Here is an 18454-nt window from a genome sequence, read left to right as displayed (position 1 = left end):
AAAAAAAAGGAATGGAATTATGCATGTCTTCGAGTTTTCTTTGCTAATGCTATCACTGTAAGACTCAAGGCAATCATTAAAAATTCCATACTGAATCCAGGTATTTCCCCAAAAGGATTATTATTAAAATCTGCATTCGATGAAATATTAATAAACAAGATCATATAGACCTTCACTTTATTTTGTATGGGTCCGGTATCCCCAATTTCAAGTTCAACCAGAATAAGACCATCATCCACAGTAAAGAAAAAGGAACTTGTCCCAGCACGATGTTGGGCTTGATATGTATAAGTATGCCATCCGTTATTCTCTTCCGTTTCTGGAATATTAACATCTTTAATGATTTGGATGTTGGTTAAATCGACATTTGAGTAAGAATCGGGGATAGCTGAGAGATTGTAGCCCAAAATTTGATAAACTTTCAGATTTACTGCTTCAATTCCTTGATCATCAAATACATCAATTTTTATTTCAAAAGAATCAGATATTATATCTTCTGCTGAAGTAAAATTGCCCGGTAAAGCGTTGCGCCATATAGGAGGATTTGTTTTTTCAAATTCAGAAATTGTTGTGTTTGCAAAGAATTCAAAGGTTTCGGAACGAATATGTTGCCCAGTTCCCTCTCGAGGATCATCGTTGTCAGTAACTGTAATTGTCAATGTGTGTGTTCCGTTAAACAGTGTAGATACATCATATTCATAATAATAGAAACCCGACGTTTCATTAAAAATCATATCAAATGATGTTCTATCATCTATTTGGAATTTCACTGCAAGGGGAGGAAAATTATCATCGGTGATATTGGCTTCAAATAATACAACATCCTCAAGAACAGGAACATCTCCACCGACAATAAGAGGTGAAATTAACTCTATGGTCGGAGGATCGCCTGCTTTTTGATTATCGACAGATAAATTATAATAAAGATAGCTCTTATGACCCTCCATATCCCACGCACATACAGTTATCCAATATGCTTCATTCTCTTGGAAATTATTGATAGTTGAATCCCAATCGAAATTATAAATATCAGGTGTGCTCGATTCTTCTAAAATGTAACCATAACCTTCATTTTGGTTTTGTCCAATTTGAACAGTAACTGCAAAGATCCCGATGTCATCAGTCACATTTATTCCAATTGGAATAATTCCTTCAATTTTTGAATTATTTTCAGGCATCGAAGTATTAAATGTTAATTCTGGGACAATGGTGAAAAGAGAATCATTATAATTATCAATTTGAAAATAATCTTCAACTCCATCATTGTCAAAATCATCCCAAACTCTATAACCAGTATTTCCCACTGAGTCCAGAGCAGTCACATGCACAATATAGTTTCCATCGGGAAGATTTTCAGCATTAGTATCCAAGTTATATGACCATGTACCCGAAAGTGTTAGGTTCTCCATAGAATATGGACCCCATGGAAAATCAGATTCATCAATCCCCATATCTTTAAAATCTTGATATTCAAATGATAAATTTACAGAATCAACATATGAATTACTAAAGCGAGGGTACCACTCATGATTAGTGGTATTGTAGGCATAATAACTCCACCATTGACCATAATGGTTATCGTCGGCATCCATTGCAGAAACAATTAATCGTGTAGAATTCGCATGGGTTGAACTTGTATCCCACCATCTATACGTGCCATCATAATATCCAATATCATCGATCCGTGGCGGAATTATATCGTCAGTATCTTCGTGAAATCGATAATTAAAATTTCCCTCAAAGGAATCAAAATATATCGGATAACTGTCACTTCCATACCATGGAGCTTCACAATACATATTCATCCCTACATCTTGGCGCCAGTAATCATACCATCCCTGTCCATTGCCATCCCAAGTATGAAATCCATAACCTCCATTTTCCCCTGGTGAAGTGAGATAAATTCGATCCTCGGGTGAATTCGCAGGAAAACTAATTGATAAATGAGTTTGATAAAATCCAGCACTAGGAGTAATATCGGTCCATCCAAAAAGATTAGCAAAATCAAAATTATGCGAGTCACTTACGGTATCCGTAAAGGCTTTTTGAGGATTAAGAATATCGGGATGTAAGGGGTTCCATTCAATATATAAATCAGAAGACTGATACCCGCCTTTTTCAGTGTGGAAGCGAGCATTTTCCTGTATTGAGGAGGCATCAATAAGAGAAGACTTTTGCATCATTCCACTTTTTTGATAGATATCGCTGTTTATCCATAATGCATCCCAAGTATTCTGATCATAGGTATGATTAAATTTGAGTTCATAACTTCTCATAGGAATGGCTAAATTTCTATCCCAATCATGATGCCACCAAGACCATCCCCACTCTTTCATCTCATTAAAATTTGACACATTTTCCCATCCAAGATTTGATTTAATCCAATTAAAAAGATCTAAATTCTCTGTTTCGTGGGTTGTCCAGTTAATCCAATCATTGATATTGTCATCAAAATAGCCCTGATCTTCAAAATAATTTGATAAAGGAATCGCATCTTCAAGAAGATTTAAATCATAATTTACTCGAATCGTGAAATGCGGGTTATCCCAATTTTCTGCTTTTGGGTAATAAGAGACATGAAGGTTGTTAAAATGAGGATCCACTAATACTGATTGAGGCCAATACTCATGTAAAGTCGTATTAATATCGCGAATTTCCATATTTTTCTTCATATAACCATATTCATTTACATCAATCCAAGCACTTTCTTGAGGTACAATATCCCAAGGTGTGAAATCATAATCAAAACCAACTATGAAATCATCCATAGATGGGCGTGAATTGTCGAGATTGAAATTCAAACCAGCCCAATCATTACGATCCCACTCAGATTTCCAATCCTCACCCACATAAGAATAAAAATCAATATTTTCTGATGGATTCGACCATAAATTTGATATATTAGGAAGACTAAAACTAACGTGAGTGTTGGCATCTATCCCATTTTGCTTTTCGAGTGAAGAAACATGCAACAATGAATCTAATGAGAATTGATGAGCCCCATTTAAATGTTCCACCTCCTCATGCCATCGAACACCCAAACGTTGAGAAATAGACTCTCCACCAAAATCCCAATTCATCATGACAAGATCAATTTCGGATAAGTCAACTTGAGCGGATATTCCTCCATTAGTTCGATCTATTTTGGATTCAACTGAATCTTTCAATCCATCCCAATCAATATGAGCATTATATTGGACCCCTGTAACATATCGTTCTTGTTCAGTATACCCATCCCAATGATTCCATCCCCAAGAATTACTATAACTATAATCATCTACCTCAAAAGTCATTATAATATCCATGAACCATTGAGCGTATTCTTGGGCGAGATTGGAATCGGTGGTGAAGAAATAGAATTGAATCCAAGAATTTTCTTCTTCTTCTGAACTATTGTATTGAATATTCCAGTCGATCCAAGCAATTGAATTCATTTGAGGGATATAGGAAGAGAGATAATCAGATACACCCTCAATATTTGGTAATAATTCAGAATTTTGAAAATAAAAATGAGTAAAAATATCCCCTTCTGGATTAATGTCAACATAGACATCTTCATTTTGACTTTCAGCAGCGACAAATGGTATACTACTAATATTATATGACGGCCCTTGACCTTGAATAATTGGTAAAGCCCCCAAAAATATACTAGTAAACACTATGAAAATTGTTCCTACTCTTTTTAACATTTCTGCTAGCCTCATAATTGTTTTGTTGTTTGAGTAACATTGTCCAATCTAATATTTATTTTTTAGGGGTGAAGGACATTTTAAATTTTTCATAGGAATTTGATCAACAAAAAAAAGTTCCTTCTTTTGTATTCAACATTCATAATGTTGATTAAATTGAGAACAATTCAGCAAATGTGGGTGATTATTTAAATTTTAACCACCAATACAGATTTATAGGAAAAAAGAAGAAGAAATGATTTCCTATAATTGCACGAACCTTTATCCCCGCTTGCTATTGCATGTCGGATTTGAATGTAGAATTATAGAATAAACTGATCCCTCCAACATAATTATAGGAGATTTTAGAGTTTTCGGAGAAAAAACATCCGAAATTTTAAATAGCTGGGAATATGAAAAGTCATGAAGTTGAATATTTTAGAAGTGTGATCTTCCATTTTGAAAATTCTTAAAATCGCAGTTTCGTTGAAAATTGTTGAAGGTTTTTCATGAAAGATCATAGATTTCCTCTGATGGGCAGTCCGGTTATTGGTGATGCCATGAGAGTCATTTTTCATCCATATCATTCAACATACAAATAAGAGTCGATAAAAATGGCTAACAAAAAAAAAGTTGTTATAATTGGAGCATTAGGTTTTGATTTCCATTGCTTCAATACAGTATTCCGAGATAATGAAGAATACGAAGTTTGCGCTTTTACCATTGCTGGTGAACAAAACGTTGGAACTTTGGAAGAACAAGATCGTAAATATCCTGCTGAATTAGCAGGTAAACTCTATCCAAATGGCATTCCTATGATTATTGAACCACGAATGGAAGCATTCATTAAAGATAATGGCATTGATGAAGTAGTTTTTGCCTATTCGGACGTTCCACATGCAGAAGTTATGCACAAAGGGTCACGAGCCTTATCCTATGGAGCAAATTATCGAATTATTTCCCCAAAATATACTCAAATTAAATCAAACAAACCAGTTGTTGCAATTACAGCAGTTCGAACAGGCTGTGGAAAATCCCAAGTCTCACGTGCAGTATATCGCTTCTTACAAGAAAAAGGATATAAAGTGGTAGCTGTTCGAGAACCAATGCCATATGGCGATTTAATCGAACAAACTTGCATGCGATTTGCAGAATATTCAGATTTAGACAAATATAAATGCACCATTGAAGAACGTGAAGAATACGAACCATATATTGAACAAGGTTTGGTCATTTATTCTGGTGTTGACTATCAAAAGATCTTAGATGAAGCCGAAAAGGAAGCAGACATTATTGTGTTTGACGGTGGAAATAATGAAATTTCATTCTACGTTCCAGATTTAATGTTCACTGTGGTAGATCCTCTCCGACCAGGCCACGAAGTTCAATTCCATCCTGGTGAGGTAAATGCCCGAATGTGCCATGCTTTTGTATTAAACAAATTGAATTCTGCTAAACCTGAAGATGTTAAAATTGTTGAAGAAAATATGAAGATATTGAATCCAAAGGCCGCAGTTTTAAGAACAAATTCACTCGTTACTGTTGAAGCAGGAAAAGAAGGCATGATTGATGGTAAAAATGTTTTAGTTGTTGAAGATGGTCCAACCTTAACTCATGGAAACATGGCTTATGGTGCAGGTATGATTGCTGCCAGAGAACACAACGGAAAAGTAGTTGATCCAAAACCATATTTAGTTGGTGGAATGAAGAAAGTCTTCAAAGAATTCCCACAATTAGATGATATTGTTCCAGCTATGGGATACAATGATGAACAAATCAAGGATATGGAAGAAACAATTAATGCAGTCCCTGCTGATGTTGTAATTGATGGAAGCCCAATAGATTTAGGAAAATTAATCAAATGCAATAAACCAATTGTTCGCGTTGATTATGATATCAAATCTTTAGGAACACCTTCTATTGAAAGTATGCTTGAAGAATTCATTGTAAAATTTCCAAAAAATTAAACTGACATCCAACAACGAATAAATTATATGGATTAATTTCCATTTTTTTTTGTATTACCAAAATATCTTTTAGAAGGAGTAATAATAAAATGACACTACGACATTTAACTAAAGTTTCCGATTTCACCCGCGAAGAGTGTGAAGCTATCATTGATTATGCAATTAAAATGAAAGCGGATTTATGGAATGAAAAATACACTACAAAGTTGAAAAACAAGACACTTTTAATGATTTTTGCAAAACCTTCCCTCCGTACCCGTGTTTCTTTTGAAACAGGAATGACCCAATTGGGAGGACACGCAATTTTCTATTCTATTAAAGACTCTCCCTTAGGAATTAAAGAAACAATTCAAGATACCACAAAATGTGCTTCTCGATATGTTGATATGATTTCTGCTCGAGTATTCAAACGAAAAGACATTCAAGATATTGCAGCAAATTCGGACGTACCAGTAATAAATATGTTGGACGATTTTGCTCATCCATGCCAAATCATGTGCGATTTTCAAACCATTAAAGAAAAGAAAGGCAAATTTGATAATTTGAAAATGTCTTTCTATGGAGATTGCTATAACAACGTCACTTATGATTTGATGCGAATGTGTGCAATGTTTGGAATGGATTTAGATGTAGCTTGCCCAGATGATCCAAAATATGCCCCAGAACAAGAAGTTATTGATGAATGTGAGGAAATTGCAAAAAAAACTGGAGCTAAAATTCGAGTTGTACATAATGCTTTGGAAGCTGCTAAAAATTCAGATATTTTATATGCAGATTCTTGGATGAGTTATGGAATTCCTAAAGATGAAGAAGAAGAACGTGTAAAAACTTTCATGCCTTACCAAGTGAATGCAGAAGTTATGGCAGCGGCAAAATCGGATGCCATTTTTATGAATTGTCTACCTGCAAAACGAGGCTATGAAGAAACTGCCGAAGTTATTGATGGTCCGCAATCAATTGTATTCGATCAAGCTGAAAACCGATTACATGCTCAAAAAGCAATTATGCTTTTCTTGTTAGGAATTATGGATTAATTTTTTTTCTATAAAAATCCGGTGAATATCACATGAAAAAGCTCATAATTGCTCTTGGTGGAAATGCCTTAATTCAAAAAGGTCAGAAAGGAACTGCAGAAGAGCAATTCAGTAACATTCGCAAACCTGTTGCTCAGATGGCAGAATTATCAAAAGATTACCATCTCGTAATCACCCATGGAAATGGTCCTCAATCGGGAAATCTTTTATTACAACAAGAAGCTTGTGATGAAGTTCCAAAAATGCCCTTATCAGTTATTGGAGCTCAAACTCAAGGTCAAATTGGATATATGATAGAACGAACACTAGATGAGGAGCTAATGCGGTTAAGTATGGCCGATGAAAAGCTCTTTTTAACAATTCTAACATATACAAGAGTAAAAGAAGATGATCCAGCCTTCCAAAACCCGACAAAACCGGTTGGTCCTGCATATCCAGATCCTAAACCAGGATTTGTAAAAACCGCGAAAGGCTGGCGAAGAGTTGTACCTTCACCAAAACCATATAAAATATATCAATATCGCGAAATCAAACGATTAATGCAAGATAACTTCATAATTATTGCATGTGGTGGAGGAGGGATCCCAGTTTTTAAGAAGAATATGAAATTGAAGGGTGTGGAAGCTGTGATTGATAAAGATCTTGCAACTGCTAAACTTGGGGAACAAATCCATGCAGATATCATGATGATTGCTACGGATGAAGAAAAAGTTGCCTTAAATTTTGGGAAACCAAACGAAAGTCGCCTCGATGAACTCACTATTGCTGATGCAAAGAAATATTTAGAAGAAGGCCAATTCCCAGCAGGTAGCATGGGACCAAAAATTCAAGCATGTATCAACTTCATTGAAGCAGGTGGGGAACAAGCAATAATTACATCTGTCGACAACATAACGGAAGCACTTGCTGGAACCGCAGGAACGCATTTCCATCTCTAATTTTTTAAAAAAAAACAAACGTGAAAATTATGCCATCATCACAAGATTATATCGATATGGACCATGAATATGGGGCTCACAACTATCACCCCTTAGAAGTGGTTATTTCTAAAGCCGAAGGTTGCTGGGTATGGGATCCAGAAGGCCGAAAATATTTAGACTGTCTTTCTGCTTACTCTAGCCAGAATATGGGACATTGTCATCCTGAAATTGTTAAAGCTGCCGAGGAACAATTAAAAAAGGTTGCAGTTACTTCTCGAGCATTTTGTAATGATCAGATGGGACCTTACCTAAAGAAATTATGTGGAATAGTTGGACCTCACATCAATGATCCAAAAAATTCGGGTATCATGGCTTTACCAATGAACACAGGTGCTGAAGCAGTTGAAACTGGATTAAAAGTGGCCCGTGCATGGGGATATATTAAAAAAGGAATTCCTAAAGATCAAGCAAAAATAATTGTATGCGATGGCAATTTCCATGGTAGAACAATAACTATTGTCGGATTTAGCACAGACACACAATGTGGAAACTATTATGGTAACTTCGGTCCATTTACACCAGGATTTGACATCATTCCCTATGGTGATGCTCAAGAATTGGAAGACCATATACTAAAATTAGGTCCAGAAAATGTCGCAGCATTTCTATTTGAACCAATCCAAGGAGAAGCTGGAGTAAAAGTACCAGTAAAAGGATTTTACACAAAAGTTAGAGAGATTTGTACTAAATACAATGTATTAATGATCGCTGATGAAATTCAATCTGGTTTATGTCGTACTGGAAAATGGTTTGCAGTAGATCATGAAAATGTAAAACCAGATATGCTTTTATTAGGAAAAGCACTTGGAGGAGGAATTTACCCCGTATCTGGTATTGTTACCAATAAAGATGTTGTTGGTCCAGATGTAATTAAACCAGGAACCCATGGTTCCACTTTTGGTGGAAATTCATTAGCCAGTGTAATTGCCTCAAAATCTTTAGACGTTTTAGTAGATGAAAAACTAGCTGATCGAGCTGCAGAATTGGGAGAATATTTCCAAGCAGGTCTACGTAAGATTGCAACTAAAAACACCAAAATCCCCGTTAAAGAAGTACGCGGCAAAGGATTGTTGATTGCTATGGAATTTGAAGGAAATGCTCGACAATTTGTTGAACAATTCAAAGAGAACGGCATTTTGGCAAAAGATACCCATATTACAACCATTCGATTTGCTCCACCTTTGGTTATCACCAAAGAAGAATTGGATTGGGCATTAGAACAAATTGAAAAGGTAATAGTTGCATAAACAACGTTTCCTTCTTTTTTTATTTAATTCTTTTTTACAAGTTCATTATATTTATCTCTCAATACTGCATACTTCTCTGCGAGTTGATCATGCTCAATTTGCATCTCCATTATTACTTTGGTCAATTTGCTAACCATTGCTTTTGAGACTTCTTTTGAAAGAATATTAGTATCATCTTCTGCAATAATTGCCTCCACTCCACGAATATTGAGATGAGCATCGATGTAAAGAGTGGTTAATACATCTTTGTCTTTATCCTCAATCGAATCTGCATTTTGAAAAGAATGAATGAAAATGTAGGTAAAAGGGTATTTTGACCGATTTTTTGCAAATTCTGGAGGAAAATAGATTTGATGGGTTCTTTTGCAAATAGGACATTGAAATATTTTTTTAACCATATTTGGTTCGATTTCAGTCAGACTAGGGCTGTTTGTCATTAAAATTTACCTTCAATCCTATATAACATCTTATATCTTAAAAGAATAAAAATGTGAATGTAAAATTCACAAAACAAAAAAAAAAATCTTATTCTCAATGATTGAATAATTTAAGAATAGTTGAAAAGAATAATTGTTGTTCTTTGGAACCAGATTTTGCCAATCGAGTTAGGATTAATTCTGGTGTTGATTTGGCAACATAGTTGAATCTTGGATTTCGATCAACGATTAAATGGAGATTTTTATCCAATCCTGTGGCTTCAATTCCATCAATACGGATAGAATTCTTTTGTTTTGCTGTGAAATTCGTTTGAAGCAACTCAGCTAAATGAGTGACAAAAATACCAAAATTATTGGGATTTTGTAGCAATAAAGAGAAGATTCCAGAAAGAACTTTTGATGCTGCATTTGGTTCAGTTATAGATTCTAATTCATCGGCAAAAACAATCTTCAATTTCGGGGATTGAGCTAATTGAACAAATTGCAAAAGCGTAGTCTCAAAAGCCCCAGCAGATAGTTGACCACTTGATTTTTTGTAATAATATAATTCATCAAAAGGATGAAATTTTAGATCTCCCAAAGATGGAAATCCCATTTGAGCTAATATAATTGCTTGTGAACAAGTATTTATGCACATTGTTTTTCCACCTGAATTGCTCCCCGTCAATAGACAGAGGGTCGCAGGCGTAATTTCAGGAATTTTAGAATCTGTACAAGATCCTAGTTGATAAGTAATTGGAATTGGTTCGGGATCATTCTTTTTTGAATCTTGGTTAGAAATCTTTTCAGATTTTAACTCTAAATTGGTCAAATTGGTCCCAAAAAAACCATATTGTTTTTCTAGAATTTGAGGGATTGATAATCCAAATTGATGAGCAAAGGTCCCGATAGTATAAAAAAAGTCGAATTCAAGCAAAATTTGATGAAGTTGTAGGAGATATTCATAAGTTTCACTCAATTGACTTGCAATTTTCACCATTACAGAGTATTTATGTGTATTTAAACGAGCTGATATTTTCTTTTCTAACACATCGCATTCTTGAGTGTTAAGCTGTATGGGAAATTCAATGATTTCGGGAATTAAATTCAATGTTAAATCCTGATCTTGTTTTCCTAAATGTAACTGTTTACAGAGTGTTTCAAGTCCTTTATGAATGGTTTCTTCGATTAATTCATCGACTTCAGCTGGTATATAATTGCGAACTTGTTCAATGGATAAATCAGTCCGGATCAAATCTAAAATTTGCTTACCTTGAATTTGAATTGAACGTTGACCTATTTCACTTTGAATTTGGTCATTGATCCAAGATTCTGTTTCACCAACCAAAGAAGAAAATTCATCGGCAATCGCACGGAATTCATCTAGAGTAGAATCTATCTTCGAGAGAATTTCGCCTTTTTCATCCAAGATGGATGTATTTTCTTTCAGGGTTCTTATTTTTTTTATATCGAAGTGAGATAAAAAATGATTAATTAATTTTTCTTCTTTAAGATTTTTTAAATTGACAACGATCCTAATCATAGACTGGATAATATTTTTATTAAATCCAAAAACACGAATTATTTTTTCGGGAACAAGTGTCTCAATAGACATATTTTTTGATGGAATGGTTATTAAATTAGAAAAAGCAGGGATTTTTTCTGAATGATCCCCACAATAAATTACCACATCAAAATTTCGGCTGTAATTTTGGAAAAACTTCAAATTATCAGTTATCTTGCTGAAATTAATTTTTTCAAACACAATTGAAGAAATAATATCTTCTTCAACTAGAAAATTTTCAACTTTTTGAGAATCAGTAATTATAATGCGTGAACGGATTTTCGGAAAATCCTCACCTTGTTTTAAATTATCCAAAGCAGAAAGCAATTTAGAAAACCCTCGCTCTTTTAAATTTTGACTGTGTTTTTGGACAAATTGAATCGATTTATAAAAATATTGTTGTCTTTCTTTGATCAATTGAATTTTATGTGAAGGTAAGGGAAAATATAAGCGTAATTTTAGTTTAGAGTAGTTAGTTCTGGCATATTTTTCAATATGCCCAATAACATTGTCATAAATTTCGGTAATATCTGGAGTAACTAGAACGTCTATCAATGAAACCTCTTCAGTTAATTCGAAATAGGTTTGAGCAAATTTCAATGCTTGTTTAAATGAAATTCCAGGAACACATCCAACAGCACCAACTTGAATAGCTTTTAACGCATCATTCTCATTAGAATAGTAATTTAACAGTTTTTCCCGAATTTTTTTTCCAATTCCAGGAAAATTTTCTAAGGAAAAAGTACACTTTGGAGATTTATTCGGAAGAGAAATGAACTTATCAGTTACAGACATAATTTATGAAGGGTTATTTTTTAATTAATTAAAAAATGAGCACTCTTGGCATTTAATAGATTATTAAAAAAGGTTTGAATTAAAATTAATTACTCCGTCATGTAGAATCGGTTTTTATCGCCACTTCAGGGTAATAATTTACTTCAAGTACTCCAGGAAATTCTAAAAGGCTTTTTTTAATAATAAACAATCGTGGGAGAGAGCGAACACTTGCGTGAATTAACAAACCATATCTCCCTAAAGAATAATTGATCTCATCAATTTCTTTAATTGAATGAAGGAATGTGATCAATTTCTTCGCATTCACATTTATTACCCTTACAGTAAAGAGAACAAGCATAAAATTAGAATTTTCATGGAGATAACGAATTAGAATTGAAATCACAAGGAAAATTGTTGTGAAAATAACATAATCGCTCTGAATAGGTTCACCCCATATAATTAAACCAATATACAATCCCATTAAAGGTTGAATTACAATTAAAATACTGTTCCAAGATTCAAAACTTAGAGTAAAGCGAGGCCATTTCATGGAAGCAAATAATTGTAAGAAGAAGGGGAGTAAAGTGCAAATTAATGCTATAGAAAGAACAAAGGGATTAAGAAGAAGAGATCCAAAGGATTTTATGTCAATGTATAAAAATTGATGACACTTTAATCCAATTTCACCATTTGGAGCAATAAAACTTAGGATCACGGATAAAATCAAAAGACAAAGAGTTCCAAAGAAATGCATTCCAAATAATTTAAGAAATGAACGTAACAAATTGACTGTTTGGATGATTTTTTTCGAATTGGGAAACCCACTGACTCGAAAATGGTCAAATAATTTTACCCTTAACTGAGAATCCCGGCCGACAGAAACTAAATAACTGATGTAAGCGATTGTGCTGAGAATAAGAACAAAAACACCGATAAAGCTTAGTTTTTGATTTTCATTACCAGTTCTACTAAAAGCAATAGTAATGACCCCCGCAACTAGAAGAAATAAGTAAATCAGTTTAAAAGCCCCCATTTCCTCATGTTTTTGTGCCCAATTAATAAAAGCAATTACAATGATTGGTATTGAGCAAGAAGTGATTGTACTTAGTACCACACCCATATATTCAAAGCTTAAATAATAAAAGGGAACGACAATCCCAACTTGTAAAAAGCCTACCCAGGCCAGATATAATAATTGTGATCTTCCTTTTAGAAATTGAGAATTTTTCCCTCCATAATAGTTTTTCAAGGACTGTTTTACAATCGTCCGAAAATCTAAAACACAATCCTTATTTTTAAATTGAAAATACAGACGGATATAAAGAACAATTATAATAACTAGCTCTAACAGAGCAGAAATAAAAAATCTTACAAAAGTAATTGAAAATGGGCTCAATGAAGGCAAGAACTTGATGAATAAAGGACCTAATCCAACGAGAACATTTACAAGTACCAAAATTAAAATTGTTGAAATCATCAAAAAATCTCCAAGATCATTATCGAACGGAAAATTTCTTAATTACAACTTGTGTTTGGGTTTCCAATATACCATCCAAATTGTCAATATGTTCAGAATAGAGAGCGTACATCTCTTCAGTATCATTAGTTTCAATTTCGACTAATCCATTGTAGGCTCCCGTCAAACGATAATAGGCCTTAACTTCGGGTAAGTTAATCAAGTAATCTTTAACCATATTGCGTTTTTGGCGCTCAATCTGTAAAAATGTGAAAGCAAGTACTTTTCCCATATCAATTACAATAAAGAAAGATTACTAAAAAAAATACCGCCTTTCAAAAATTGATAAAAAGGGCAAAAAATGGGTATATACGTGTAAACGATTAAACAACCCGTCCTTCTACAATATTTTCGGCGAGAGTTATCGCTTTAGCATACATTTCCTCAGAAATGAAGCCCATGTCCAAAGCATGATCTAAAATGTCTTTATCAATAATTTTTCTTTCTCCAACCATGTTTTCCACCACATCCACCTCTAAATCGATGTAATGAATCCCAGCTTCGGTAATTTCGATCGGAGTATTGACATTGTAATATCTTCCCTTGAGTTCATTGTTGGCTGAATAATAGGAACTCACATAGTACCAACTTCCTTGAGTATATTCACCAATAGCATAATCCCCATATTCAATGGGCGTGTTTAGCCCATCATACAATCCACCTTCACGCATTCTTCGTTTTAAAACAACTTTATTTTGCAGATTAGATTCAAGCTCTACTGCTTTAATATATCCAGAAGATAGATGGATTGTTTTTCCACTTAATTTTTGATGAGAAACAGAGAAGGATTTCCGGGTTTTTAATATTTCTTTGTAATATTCATGCAAGAAATTTTGATGTATTGTGTCATGTTGGGATGAGTCTACGCCTTTCAACAAATTTTCGGTAAAATCTACGAGTTTTCCAAAATTCAAAGATTGTCCTTCATCTTCTTCACGAAATGATTGCTTTTTATCATATTTTCTTCGGTCTTGGAATTTATTATCATCTTTTTTCGGCTCACTTGCAGTTTTTTTCCACACTGGCAACGATTTAATAATATGGTGAGACTCAAGAGTAGGTAAGATTGTTCTTCGAATATTATCCAACTCATTTTTCATTTGAGCTGGAAATATAACATTAATTGAACGATAGTTAGAATAAATTTCTCCAATCCGATCTGGGAATTGTGTAATATCAGTTTGTGTTTGAATTAGATCTTTTTCTAAGCGATCTACCTCTTCGAGTATTTCGTCATTAGTTGCTAATTCCGCAGCAGTTCGAAATATGAATCCATATTTTTTAGTTTGTTGAATTTCTTTACCAAGATCAAATAAACGTTTTTTTTGCTTCCCATACGTAATTTCTTTGCTGATAATAACTTTATTATTGTAGGGTACGATTACGATCAAATCTCCTGGAATCGTATAAAATGACCCAAGTGAAGCATAATTTTCACCGCTATCTTCATGCGTGATTTGAAAAATACCTTCCTTTGAATCAGGGATGTAACGAGCATATCTAGCAACTGTTGTTTTAAAATCATCTGAATCCAGCTCTCCATTTTTATTTATTGATTCTGGGGCAAGACGAACATAAGAATAATTAAAATTGCGATTAGATTTAACAATCAACCCGCGATAAATAGCATTTTTGTGAAAACGTGCTTTATATACTATTAAATTAGCATTATTGGTTTGCCACAATGGAAAATCTTTGAATTCTTCAGCTTCAAGTTTTTCCCATACGTGCTTTTTAAACATGATTGATACTCCTTGTTTATCAAGCCGATCTCTAATAGTTATATCTTTTGAATATCCTTTTTTGGGCCTAAATGGGAGATTAAAGCGTTTTCGAATTTCTTTTGATGCGAAAATGATTGGATATCCCGCGTCAATGAATATTTTTGTTAGGGCAGTAGAATAAATCCCCCGAATATAAACAGCTGGCTTATTTGCATCCATAAAATTTCACTATGTGAATAATTTTTGTATATGAACTTGAAAACTGAAGAAAATTAAAATTTTAGGGTTTTTGAGATTTTGCACTCAAGTTAGTTGAGCAAACCATTTTCTTTTAATGTTTTGCCCAAGAGTTTAATTGCAGGTAAAATTTGGCTTTCGGCTTTCAAACCTGTTAAAACAACCTTTCCAGAACTAAAAATGAGAAAAACTGCTTTAGGTTCTTGAATTCGGAAAATTAAACCAGGAAAGACTTCGGGTTCATAAATACTATGAGATAAAAGTAATGCAGCTTCATCTAAAGGAATTGATTGCCGAAAATTTAAACTTAAAACTAAATTAACAAGGCGCCACTCTGGATCATCAACTATTTCAATACCAATCGCGTTTAATCGATCAATAACCCGATTTATTACAACCGGAGCATCTTTTGATAATTTTAATCCAGTAATTACCATTTTACCGTTGGAAAACAACAAGATTGCACATTTTGGCTTTTTCAAGCGCAGGCAAATTCCCGGAAACTTGTTTAAATTTTCTTCTGCATCTTTATATGCTTCGCAAATACTTTTAAGATTAATATCACGATTTAATTCCACTGAAACAACAATATTTTGAATACTGTATGTAGCAGAATGGCGTTTATTTTCAACATTAATTGTTTCAGGCACTGTGATATCTTCCTAAGTGAGGATGTAAATTTTAGAACATCCAGAATTGAATATTTTTATATTGCTTTCTTTTTCATAAAAACTTTGTATTTTTTACAAATTCTATATATAACATGTGTACTAAATCTCTTAAAAAATTCTTCATTGGAAAATTAATTATGCAGAAATTAAAATGATCTTAGTCCATAGAAACAAAGGAGTATAATCACAATTTTAATAAAACAATATTTTTTTACAGTTACTAATGGGAAAAATAGATTATGATGGAAAAATATATGAGTTTGATTGGATCAAAATTCTAATACTTATTATTGGAGCACCAGTAATTGCATTGGGCATATATTTTTCGCATGATTGGGTATGGTTACATGGAATCTCGGCAAAAATCACCTTACCGATAATCAATTTAATAACAGGAAATGCAAATGAATTAATTTTTTATGAATCACGACCCTTAAATCCATGGGTTTATCAAATAGTATCTGAAAGTGGTTCCAGATATGGTCCGATTAATATGGAGACATTGTGTACCGGAATTCAAGCAATAGCAATCTTTGTTGGAGTAATTTTGGTAATACCTCACAATACATCGGACAATTCTACCACCAAATTACCAGCAGAAACATCACCTATCAGAAAAATTCTTGCTAGGATTAAGGAAGTCTTTAACAATAAAGATAATATCTGGAGAAGAAAACTACTCGCAATATTTTGGACTACCCTTGTATTCTATATCGTTAATATCCTTCGAATGGTGATTCAGCTGTCCTTATATAATGGTTCAAACTGGGATGATTTACACTATCCTATTTCAAGTGCAAGTTCTTTTATTGCTGTTGCATGCGTTTTAATTGTTCATAAGTTCGTACCTGAATTTATTATAAGTTTGATGTGGATTGGAGAGGAAATAAAATTTCTCATCAGTGGACCTCAAAATGAAGTTAAGAATGTTATTACAAAATCCGACGATAATCTAATTGTATCTGAAGAAGAAAACGAGAATGTAACCGAGAAAATTGATTGAAAGAAATCGATTAAGAAATATACATTTCTATTAAATTTTTTATCTTTTCTATAAAAACAGGAAAATTCTGCTCAAGCTGATCCACGGACTCAAGTTTCTTTGTGTAAAATAAGGAGAAAAACATAAAATCGAGTATTTTAAATTTCTTTAGAAGCACAATATCATCATTTGAAAATTGATATTTAATAAGATCATTTCTCTTGTGAGGATTATATTGGGTAAACTGGCGAGCGATTGTGGTAAACTGAGGTGCAGCAATTTCAAAGATTCGACTATGGGGAAATTTGTTTGTCGTATCCCCATCTGAGATATCGGCAGAAGCAATTACAATTCCGTTCTCGTTTAATAGGAGACCAGTTATCATACCCAATCTACCAATAAATTCCCACATGAGATGCTCTAACATTTCTTTATTTGGAGATAATTGACGAATTCCATAGCTAAAAGCATTTAAAATACTATAATCAGAAAAAATAGAGGTTTCAAAATATTTATGAGGAACATCCTTGACTATATTAGAAAAAATTGTTTTTACGTGTTGGATCTGGTTTGCTATTTTACTGGAATGAATAATATCTTCATCACATTTTGTTAAGATGAAGATAATTGGAACTTTTATTCCTGATAGACTTAAACTAGAAACAATCTGACTTAAAAATATCTTAGAATCAGCAATTTGTGGATCTTGAATATCAATAAAGTAATAGATAACATCTGAATCATAGAGATAGCGTTCAGCATTCTTAAGAATAGCATCCCGTAATACTTTCTGACCTGGGATATCCCATTTCATAATCGTTGTTCCCAAAAAATCAAGACTATCCTTTGTTGGTTCAGTGGTGGGGAGTAAACTGGGCAATGCACTGAATTCTCGTTTTATTGTTAAAAGGAAACTTGTTTTCCCCGTATTTTCTAATCCTGTAAATAATATTTTGATCCGCCGTTTTTGGGTAATAGGCGAAATGGGTTTTGATTGGATTTTTTCAATTTTTTGAAAGAAATTAATGAATCGAGGTAAATTTTCCACCCAAAAATCTTGAGCCCCCAATTCTGACGAAATATGGTGATCTTGACACACCTTAATAAGAGATGAAGTAAAATTTTGTATATCTTGCTTCAATCTATCAAAAGCATCATAAATAAAATTTCTATGATCTTCATGTACAAATAATGTAATGGTAGCAGGTATATATTGATCAGATTTAGAAGAAAAATAATAACAAAAATAGGTCAAACCGACACATTTCATATCTGGATAGGGTAAAACTCCAAAAATATGAATATTTTCAAGATAGTTATTTGATTTATCTTCGAAAGAATAATCCGTCAATAACAATGAAATGCTTTTTACAGCAACTTGCATGTAATTACGTTGAGAAAAAGATGATATATGAGAGGAAAGATCAAGTAAGGAAAAAGATGTATCTTTTGGTAATGGATAACACAAAATTGCTTCAGGACCCATATCAGAATAGATTGAGAATACACATCCTTTCACAAGCAAATCATTAAAGGGATAGGAAGATACTTTTTCACTCTCATTTTTATTAATCATTAGGAAAATATTGGATTTTCAAATCTAAAAATCCTTTGTTTCTTTTCTGAGAAATTCTCAATTTTAATTAATTTTGATATATAACTTACATTTGA

At 33.3% G+C, this 18454-nt stretch carries 13 protein-coding genes; 5 read left to right on the top strand and 8 right to left on the bottom strand.

Features of this window, described 5'->3' with window-relative positions:
- Window positions 1–17 precede the first annotated feature (17 nt).
- Complete coding sequence (locus NEF87_RS23445; protein WP_457917736.1) at window positions 18–3689, bottom strand: Loki-CTERM sorting domain-containing protein; 3672 nt, start codon at window positions 3687–3689, stop codon at window positions 18–20.
- A 593-nt stretch (window positions 3690–4282) separates the two neighbouring features.
- On the opposite strand from NEF87_RS23445, the gene NEF87_RS23440 reads away from it, so the two are divergent.
- The 4 genes from NEF87_RS23440 (at window position 4283) to rocD (ending at window position 8896) form a co-directional block, all read left to right on the top strand.
- Window positions 4283–5635, top strand: coding sequence for a cyclic 2,3-diphosphoglycerate synthase (locus NEF87_RS23440; RefSeq protein WP_371803953.1), 1353 nt, complete (start codon window positions 4283–4285; stop codon window positions 5633–5635).
- A gap of 89 nt (window positions 5636–5724) precedes the next feature.
- Window positions 5725–6669, top strand: coding sequence for an ornithine carbamoyltransferase (gene argF, locus NEF87_RS23435; protein WP_371803952.1), 945 nt, complete (start codon window positions 5725–5727; stop codon window positions 6667–6669).
- 32 nt (window positions 6670–6701) lie between these two features.
- Complete coding sequence (gene arcC, locus NEF87_RS23430) at window positions 6702–7607, top strand: carbamate kinase (RefSeq protein ID WP_371803951.1); 906 nt, start codon at window positions 6702–6704, stop codon at window positions 7605–7607.
- A 29-nt stretch (window positions 7608–7636) separates the two neighbouring features.
- Complete coding sequence (rocD, locus tag NEF87_RS23425; protein ID WP_457917735.1) at window positions 7637–8896, top strand: ornithine--oxo-acid transaminase; 1260 nt, start codon at window positions 7637–7639, stop codon at window positions 8894–8896.
- Window positions 8897–8919: 23 nt separating this feature from the next.
- Here rocD and NEF87_RS23420 read toward each other — a convergent pair whose 3' ends face one another.
- The 6 genes from NEF87_RS23420 to NEF87_RS23395 form a co-directional block, all read right to left on the bottom strand.
- Window positions 8920–9333 (bottom strand): hypothetical protein, encoded by a 414-nt coding sequence (locus tag NEF87_RS23420; RefSeq protein WP_371803949.1) that lies wholly within the window; start codon window positions 9331–9333, stop codon window positions 8920–8922.
- A gap of 94 nt (window positions 9334–9427) precedes the next feature.
- Window positions 9428–11671 (bottom strand): hypothetical protein, encoded by a 2244-nt coding sequence (locus tag NEF87_RS23415; RefSeq protein WP_457917734.1) that lies wholly within the window; start codon window positions 11669–11671, stop codon window positions 9428–9430.
- 97 nt (window positions 11672–11768) lie between these two features.
- Entirely contained in the window at window positions 11769–13130 is a 1362-nt protein-coding gene (locus tag NEF87_RS23410) for a hypothetical protein (RefSeq protein WP_457917733.1), read from the bottom strand.
- 19 nt (window positions 13131–13149) lie between these two features.
- Window positions 13150–13401, bottom strand: coding sequence for an Lrp/AsnC family transcriptional regulator (locus tag NEF87_RS23405; RefSeq protein ID WP_371803946.1), 252 nt, complete (start codon window positions 13399–13401; stop codon window positions 13150–13152).
- 91 nt (window positions 13402–13492) lie between these two features.
- The gene (locus NEF87_RS23400; RefSeq protein WP_371803945.1) at window positions 13493–15112 is read right to left on the bottom strand and encodes a DUF402 domain-containing protein; all 1620 of its coding nucleotides are present in this window, start codon (window positions 15110–15112) and stop codon (window positions 13493–13495) included.
- Between the two features lie 89 nt (window positions 15113–15201).
- Window positions 15202–15780, bottom strand: a complete 579-nt coding sequence (locus NEF87_RS23395) for a TATA-box-binding protein (protein WP_371803944.1) — start codon at window positions 15778–15780, stop codon at window positions 15202–15204.
- Window positions 15781–16024: 244 nt separating this feature from the next.
- Here NEF87_RS23395 and NEF87_RS23390 point away from each other — a divergent pair, with 244 nt between their 5' ends.
- Entirely contained in the window at window positions 16025–16804 is a 780-nt protein-coding gene (locus tag NEF87_RS23390; protein ID WP_457917732.1) for a hypothetical protein, read from the top strand.
- 10 nt (window positions 16805–16814) lie between these two features.
- Here NEF87_RS23390 and NEF87_RS23385 read toward each other — a convergent pair whose 3' ends face one another.
- Complete coding sequence (locus NEF87_RS23385) at window positions 16815–18359, bottom strand: ADP-ribosylation factor-like protein (RefSeq protein ID WP_457917731.1); 1545 nt, start codon at window positions 18357–18359, stop codon at window positions 16815–16817.
- Window positions 18360–18454 lie beyond the last annotated feature (95 nt).

Origin of the sequence: Candidatus Lokiarchaeum ossiferum (genome assembly GCA_025839675.1) — an archaeon.
In the GTDB taxonomy this organism is placed as follows: domain Archaea; phylum Asgardarchaeota; class Lokiarchaeia; order Sigyniarchaeales; family Promethearchaeaceae; genus Lokiarchaeum; species Lokiarchaeum ossiferum.
Note: the sequence above shows the minus strand (reverse complement) of the source record. Positions and strands in the feature narration are given on the sequence as shown.